5 protein-coding genes are annotated in these 7,676 nt (G+C 64.6%); 2 read left to right on the top strand and 3 right to left on the bottom strand.

From position 1 onward, the window contains the following. On the bottom strand, nt 1-1,073 hold a 1,073-nt coding region (locus ACTG4J_RS13685), incomplete at its 3' end, for a PQQ-binding-like beta-propeller repeat protein (RefSeq protein ID WP_439140299.1). A gap of 40 nt (nt 1,074-1,113) precedes the next feature. Beyond that, nucleotides 1,114-1,791: a hypothetical protein gene (locus ACTG4J_RS13680; RefSeq protein ID WP_439140298.1), complete on the bottom strand. Its 678-nt coding sequence runs from the start codon at nt 1,789-1,791 to the stop codon at nt 1,114-1,116. A 244-nt stretch (nt 1,792-2,035) separates the two neighbouring features. Here ACTG4J_RS13680 and ACTG4J_RS13675 point away from each other — a divergent pair, with 244 nt between their 5' ends. Both ACTG4J_RS13675 and ACTG4J_RS13670 read left to right on the top strand, forming a co-directional pair. Then, nucleotides 2,036-3,283, top strand: a complete 1,248-nt coding sequence (locus tag ACTG4J_RS13675) for an efflux RND transporter periplasmic adaptor subunit (RefSeq protein ID WP_439140297.1) — start codon at nt 2,036-2,038, stop codon at nt 3,281-3,283. Then, nucleotides 3,280-7,023, top strand: coding sequence for an efflux RND transporter permease subunit (locus ACTG4J_RS13670; RefSeq protein ID WP_439140296.1), 3,744 nt, complete (start codon nt 3,280-3,282; stop codon nt 7,021-7,023). The genes ACTG4J_RS13675 and ACTG4J_RS13670 overlap by 4 nt, the downstream gene beginning before the upstream one ends. 124 nt (nt 7,024-7,147) lie before the next feature. Here ACTG4J_RS13670 and ACTG4J_RS13665 read toward each other — a convergent pair. Next, on the bottom strand, nt 7,148-7,676 hold a 529-nt coding region (locus tag ACTG4J_RS13665), incomplete at its 5' end, for an ATP-binding cassette domain-containing protein (RefSeq protein WP_439140295.1).

The following is a 7,676-nucleotide window of genomic DNA, read 5'->3' as shown; positions in this document are numbered from 1 at the left end:
TTGCGGTCCGAGACGAAAAACACACTGCCGCCAGCGACCAGGACGGGCGAATAGGCCCCCTCCCTCGCTTGCCACAGCCGCCGCCCATCGCGCGCATTCATTGCCACGACCCGGCCCGATTGGTTGCCCGCATAAACCGTTCCGCCGACCACGACGGGATCGGCCGTGATATCATTGAGCGTGGAATAGGCCGTCCCCAGACGCCCGCCCGCCACGAAAGAGGTCCAAAGCGTCACGCCCGTGGCCGGAAAGCTGGCCGCGATCTCGCCCGAGGGGAAGGGAAAGAACACCCGGCCATCGGCCACGGCGGGCGCGGCGCCGCCGACCAGCACCGAAGGCGCATCAGTCGAGGGGATGCGCCAGCGCAGACGCCCATCCGCAGCGGCGATCGCCCAAGCCTCGGAATTGCGGCCAACGACATAGATCACATCGCCTGTGATGGTCGGCGCACCCAAAACCGTGCCGAGGCGCTGGCGCCATTGGATCGCGCCGCTATCGGCATCGACCGACAAAACCTCGCCATAGGGGGTGGTCACGACAAGCCGTCCGCCCTCTAGCGCCAAACCACCGCCCGATGCATCGCCGCCACGGTCGAAATCAGGCACAAGACTTGCGGCCCAAAGCATGCCGCCTGTCGCCAGATCGGTCGCTTGCAATTGTCCGGCGGCGTCGATTGTGAAAACCGCGCGCGCATTGGCCACGGGATCGGTGGCGATCCGGTTACGGCGGCTGTTGCCCTGCCCGATATCTGCTGCCCAGATCTCGACCGGCGCGGCCGAGAGGGCCGCATGCGGCAAGCGGTTGGCATCGTTGAAGCCCCGACTTGTCCAGCCTTCGAGGCGGCTGGCCGCGGGGAGGTTGATGGGGCGCGCCGCATCGGCCATCGCCGCGTCCGAGGCGGCGGAACGGCCATCCGCATCTGGCAGCGTCGCGGACAATGGCGTGCGCGTGTCGAAGCGTTCGCCGGGCAACACCTGCTCGCGCTCGCAGCCTGCCACGACCAGCATCGCCGCCAGCCCAAGCGCCAATCCGATTGCGCGTTCCATTCCCGCCTTGCCCTTCGGTCCGCTCATGCCCCCCGACCTTCCTGTTGTGCCGCCTGTGCGGCGGTCGTCACGGTTGCGTGGCTGGGGCGGCGTCGATCAAGCTTACGCCTGCCTCGATCGCCACAATCAACTGCGCGGCGCGTTCTTGCAAGCCCGGCGACGCGGCGGCATTGCGCGCGATCACCTCGAGCCGCGCTAGGGCGGCTGCTGTATCACCACCGCGCAGATCGAGCAGTGCCAGCTGTTCTTCGGCCAACATCGCATAGGCAGCACCGGGTGCGGCCAAGACATCAAAGATCAAGCGCGCACTGGCCGGATCGGAGGGGGCCAGCATTTCGGCCTTCAGCACCGCAAGGTCGCGATAGCGCCGGGGCAGATCGCCCGCTTCGGCGGCTGCGCGCAGATCGGCGGCGACATCCGCCGCCTCGGGCGCGCCCGGCGCGGTTTCCGCGGCCGCCAAAAGCGCGACCAGTATCCGCGCCTCGGGAGTTTGTGTGGCGATGGCCGACAAGGCGGCGACGCGCGCGGTGGCATCGGGCCCATCGAGTGCCACCAAGAGCGCATCACCGAAAGCCTGTGACGCCGCGCGTTCTTGCGCGCGGCTGTATTCGAACCAAGCCGCCGTCGCGACGATGCCGACAACGACCAGAACGGCAAGCCAGCCCCAGCGACGCATCAGCGCGAAAAGTCGATCGCGGCGTACCTCTTCGGTCACCTCGTCGATGAAACTGTCGGTATTCGACATCTGCCCCCCGCGACCCCGGTCACTGCACCATGCCCTGCGTCTTAGCCCGACGCCACCTATGGCCGCAAGACCCGCAAAAGCCCATGCGCAAGGCAAAATCTGAACAGATCCGTTCAGTCTTGCGCGGCAACGCAGAAAAAACTAATCTGAACCGGTCGGTTTAGCGTAATCGATTTAACTGGCAAAACGCTTGGTTGTGCCGCGACGGGCTCCGCCCGCGGCATGGCTCGGAAAAAGGAATAGCATGCGCATCTTTCCAATCATCACCGCGACGCTTGTGTGCATCGCGATCTTTCTTGCGGTTTTTCAGCGCGAGGCATTGGTCGATTTCGCGGCCCGCTTCGGCGCGCAAGACAGCGCCGAGACCGCGGCGCAAGCCACGCCCCCCGCGCAAGAAATTGCACAAGATGATGCGGAAGATGGTCGCGTGCATGTCCTCGTGCGCCGCTCTACCGCCCAGATCACGGAAAACGCCGTGCCCTTGCGTGGCCGCACCGAGGCGATGCGCGCCGTGACGGTGGCGGCTGAAACGGCGGGGCGGATCGTCTCGACCCCGATCCGTGCCGGCGCCTATGTCGAGACGGGCACGGTGTTGTGCCAGATTGACCCCGGTACACGCCTGACCGCCCGCGAGGAGGCTTTGGCCGCACTCGAATCCGCCCGCGCCCGTCTGCCCGAGGCCGAGGCGCAGCTGGCGGGTGCGCGCGCGCAGCTGACCGCCGCACAGATCGATGCCAACGCCGCCGCGCGGCTCAGCGAATCCGGTTTCGCCTCCGAGACCCGCGCCGCAGGGGCCGAGGCCGTACGCGAAGGCGCGCAGGCAGGCATCCAATCGGGTGAGGCAGGCGTGGCGCAAGCGCGCTCGGGCATCCGCTCGGCCGAAGCCGCGGTGACACGCGCGCAGGAAGAAATCGACAGGCTGACGATCAGCGCCCCCTTTGCGGGCTATCTTGAAACCGACACCGCCGAATTGGGCAGCTTGCTGCAACCCGGTAGCCCCTGCGCACGCATCATCCAGCTTGATCCGATCAAGCTGGTTGGTTTCGTCCCCGAAGCACAGGTCGACCGCGTTGCGGTCGGCGCAGGTGCCGGTGCGCGGCTTGCCTCGGGGCGCGATGTGATCGGCGAGGTAAGCTTTGTCAGCCGTTCGGCCGATGAGCGCACCCGCACCTTCCGTGTCGAGATCACCGTGCCCAACGCCGATGTGACGATCCGCGATGGCCAGACCGCCGATATCTTGATCCGTTCGGTGGGCATTCCTGCGCATCTGCTGCCTGCATCGGCCATGACGCTTGATGATAGCGGCACGCTGGGTGTGCGGATCGTGACCGATGGCATGGTGCAATTCATGCCCGTGCGCATGCTGCGCGACACGGCCACTGGCGTTTGGTTGACCGGGCTTCCCGACATGGCGGATGTGATCGTGGTGGGCCAGGAATTCGTCACCGATGGGGTGGCCGTGCGCGTCAGCTATGACGAGGTGACGCAATGACCGGCTTGATCGATTGGGCCGCAAGCCGGGCGCGCATGGTTGTGGCCTTCGTGGTGTTGTCGCTGGTCGTCGGCACCGCCGCCTATGTGGGCCTGCCCAAGGAGGGTGAGCCCGACATCGATATTCCGGGCTTGTTCGTCTCGGTCCCCTTTCCGGGCATTTCCGCCGAGGATAGCGAGCGGCTGCTCGTGCGCCCGATGGAGGCGGAATTCCAAGATCTCGACGGGCTGACCACCATTACCGCCACCGCCGCCGAAGGCTTTGCCGGGATCTTCGTGGAGTTCGAGTTCGGCTGGGATAAATCGGCCACCATCGCCGATCTGCGCGATGCGATGGGGCGCGCGCAGGCGCAATTCCCCGCAGGCGCCGAAAGCTATTCGATCAACGAAATCAATTTCTCGGAGTTTCCGATCATCATCGTCGCACTCTCGGGCGACGCGCCCGAGCGCACGCTGATCCGTCTGGCGACCGAGATGCAGACAGCCCTCGAGGCGTTGACCCCGATCCTCGAGGCAGGGCTTGCCGGCACACGCGACGAGATGCTCGAGGTGATCCTCGACCCGCTCGCGCTCGAGGCCTATGACGTCACCGCCGCCGATCTGATCGGGGCCGTGGTCAACAACAATCAGCTGATCGCCGCGGGCGAGGTCACGACCGAAGGCGGGGCCATCTCGGTCAAGATCCCCTCGAGCTTCGATGGGCCGGCCGATGTCTACAACCTGCCGATCACGGTCAATGGCGACCGCGTGGTCACCTTGGGCGAATTGGCCGAGATCCGGCTGACCTATGAGGACCGGACCGGCACTGCGCGTTTCAACGGCGAGCCGACCGTTGCCCTGCAGGTGGTCAAGCGGCAAGGCTTCAACATCATGGACACCGCAGCCCTTGTGCGCATCACGGTGGACGAGGTGCGCGCCACATGGCCCGCCGAGCTGCAACAATCGGTGCATGTGGACACCACGCTCGACCAATCCGTGACCGTCGCCGACATGGTGCGCCAACTCGAAGGCTCGGTCTTGACCGCGATCGCGCTGGTGATGGTGGTGGTGCTGGCCGCGCTTGGCACACGGTCGGCCATGCTGGTGGGCTTCGCGATCCCGACCTCTTTCATGCTGGCCTTCGTACTTTTGGGCATCATGGGCGTGCCGATCTCCAATATCGTGATGTTCGGCCTGATCCTCGCCGTCGGTATGCTGGTGGATGGCGCGGTGGTGGTTGTCGAATATGCCGATAAGCGCCTGCAAGCGGGCGCGCGGCCCATGCAGGCCTATACGGATGCAGCCAAGCGCATGTTCTGGCCTGTCGTGGCCTCGACGGCGACGACGCTTTGCGCCTTTTTGCCGATGCTGTTCTGGCCGGGCGTGCCGGGTGAATTCATGGGGATGCTGCCTGTTACGATGATTTTCGTGCTGTCGGCCTCGCTGATCGTGGCCTTGGTTTACCTGCCTGTACTGGGTGGCGTGGCGGCGCGGTTCACGCGGCTGACCGAACGGGCAAGCGGGGCGATCATGGTCTTGATCCCTTGGTATGCCGCCCGCGTCGCGATCACGCTTGTGGTCGCCTACGTCATGTTCATGGCGGCGATGCAGATGATCAATCCCGGCGTCTTGATCGACATGCCCGCCGATGCTGCGCCGATGGTGCGCATGGCACCGGGAGCGATCCTGTTCGTGCTGGCAGCCACCGCCATGTCGGCGATGATCGGCACCGTCATGCCCACCGCACGCTCCGCCCGCGTCGAGGCGGGCTATCGCCGCACGCCCTTTGGCCATGTGATCCACGCCATCGTCGGCAACCCGGTGATGCCGCTGGTCTCGATCGCGGCTGTGATCGGTTTCGTCATCTGGACCTTCGCCTATTTCGGCGAGAACAATAACGGCGTCGAGTTTTTCGTCGAAAGCGAGCCCGAGAACGCCATCGTCTATGTGCGTGCGCGCGGCAACCTGTCGGTCAACGAACAAGACGCGCTCGTGCGTCAGGTCGAGGCCCTCGTGATCGATACCGAAGGCGTGCGCGACGTCTTTGCCTTTGCCGGCGATGGCGGGCTGAACAACAATACCGGCGGCGTCGCGGCACCCGTCGATACCATCGGCCAGATCCAGCTAGACCTTGAGCCTTGGGGCCAGCGCCCTGATGGCGACCTGATCCTTGCGCGGCTGCAAGAGCGCCTCGACCGATTGCCCGGCATCGCGACCGAGATCTTCTCGCAATCGCGCGGCCCGGCCGGGGGAAAGCCGCTGCATCTGCGCCTGTCGGGCGATAATTGGGATGAGCTGCAAGCCGCTGCCCATATCGCCCGGGGTTATTTCAACACACTCCCCGGTCTGATACTGATCGAAGACACCTTGCCTCTGCCCGGCATCGATTGGCAGATCGATGTCGATGTCGAAGCAGCAGGCCGTTTCGGTGCGGATGTGGCGACCGTGGGCGCGATGGTCCAGCTGGTCACACGCGGCATCTTGCTCGACACGATGCGGGTGCCGACCTCGGACGAAGAGATCGACATCCGCGTCCGCTTCCCCGAAGAGGCGCGGGTTCTCTCGACGTTGGAAACACTTCGCGTGCGCACCCGCGACGGGCTGGTGCCCTTGTCCAATTTCGTCAGCTACACCCCTGCCCCGCAGCTGGCCGAGATCAACCGCATCGACCAAAGCCGCGTGCTGGACGTCAAGGCCGATGTTCTGACGGGGCTTTACCGCATCGAAGACGGCGATGGCACGCCGCTGGCCTACGCCTTCGACGCCGCCGACAGCACCCGCGAGACCGCGCCCGATTTCTCGGCTGCTGGCCGCGATTGGCAGATCTTGCAGCGCTTCGATGATCAAGCCGACGATCGGCTGGCGAATGGGCTGACGCTTGGGGCCTATGTGGCGGTGCCGGTCAACGCCAATGAGCGCATCGCAGCCGTCAGCGCATGGCTGGCCGAGCAATCCCCCCTGCCCGCTTCGGTCAGTTGGGAATGGGCCGGCGATCAAGAGGAACAGGCCGAAAGCCAAGCCTTCCTCGGCCAAGCCTTCGGCGCGGCGCTGGGGCTGATGTTCATCATCCTGCTGGCACAATTCAATTCGGTCTATAATTCGGTTCTGGTCCTCTTGGCGGTGATCTTGTCGACCGCCGGTGTTTTGATCGGCATGTTGGTGATGGATCAATCCTTTTCCATCATCATGACCGGCACGGGCATCGTGGCGCTGGCCGGGATCGTGGTGAACAACAACATCGTCCTGATCGACACCTATCAAGAATACGCCCGCTACATGCCCAAGATCGAGGCGATCACCCGCACGGTCGAGGCACGCATCCGCCCGGTGCTGTTGACCACCATCACCACCATGGCGGGTCTGACACCGATGATGTTCGGCATCAGCCTCGATTTCGGCGATGGCGGCTATACTGTGGATAGCCCCACCGCGCTGTGGTGGAAGCAGTTGGCCACGGCTGTGGTCTTCGGCCTCGGAATCGCAACGGTGTTGACACTGATCTTCACGCCCTCGCTCTTGGCACTGCGCATCTGGTTCTGGACGATCATGGGCTGGGTGGCACGCGCATTGGCGCGGATGGGTGCCGACAAGATGAGCCGCAATGCGCAAGATTGGGCACTGAACCGTCAAGCCCGGGGGCTGCGCAATCCGACGATCTTTTGGGATGAAGACCCCAGAACGGACATGGCCATGCCGACCGAGGGGGCGGCAGACCAAAATCTGCCCGACCCGCTTGCGCCACCGCTGCGCGCTGCGGAATAGCGAGAAAGGGGGGGCGCGCCTCCCCCTTCATCTTTCCAAAAATACGCAAGATCCACCGGACGCGCCCGACAGCCACGCCTCATGCGACGCGCCGATCTGCGTGCAGGATATGGCGCGCTGCGGTTCAGGCGGCGGCGTGTTTGCGTGCGCCTAGCATCGGGCCAAGATAACGCCCGGTATGGCTTGCCGTAACCGCCGCAACCGTCTCCGGCGTGCCCACGGCCACGATCTCGCCGCCACCGTCGCCTCCCTCAGGGCCGATATCGATGATCCAGTCGGCGGTCTTGATGACATCCAGATTGTGTTCGATCACCACCATGGAATTGCCCTGATCCACCAGCTCATGCAGCACTTCGAGCAACTTTTTCACATCCTCGAAATGCAACCCCGTGGTCGGTTCATCCAAGATATACAGCGTGCGCCCCGTGGACCGTTTGGCCAGCTCCTTCGACAGCTTGACGCGCTGCGCCTCGCCGCCCGAAAGGGTCGTGGCCTGCTGGCCCACCTTGATATAGCCAAGCCCCACCCGAACCAGCGCATCCATCTTTTCCCGGATGGATGGCACGGCCTTGAAGAACTCCTGCGCGTCCTCGACGGTCATGTCCAGCACATCGGCGATGGATTTGCCCTTGAACTGGACCTCAAGCGTTTCG

This window comes from Roseicyclus sp. (assembly GCF_965662675.1).
Lineage (GTDB): Bacteria > Pseudomonadota > Alphaproteobacteria > Rhodobacterales > Rhodobacteraceae > Roseicyclus.
Note: the sequence above shows the minus strand (reverse complement) of the source record. Positions and strands in the feature narration are given on the sequence as shown.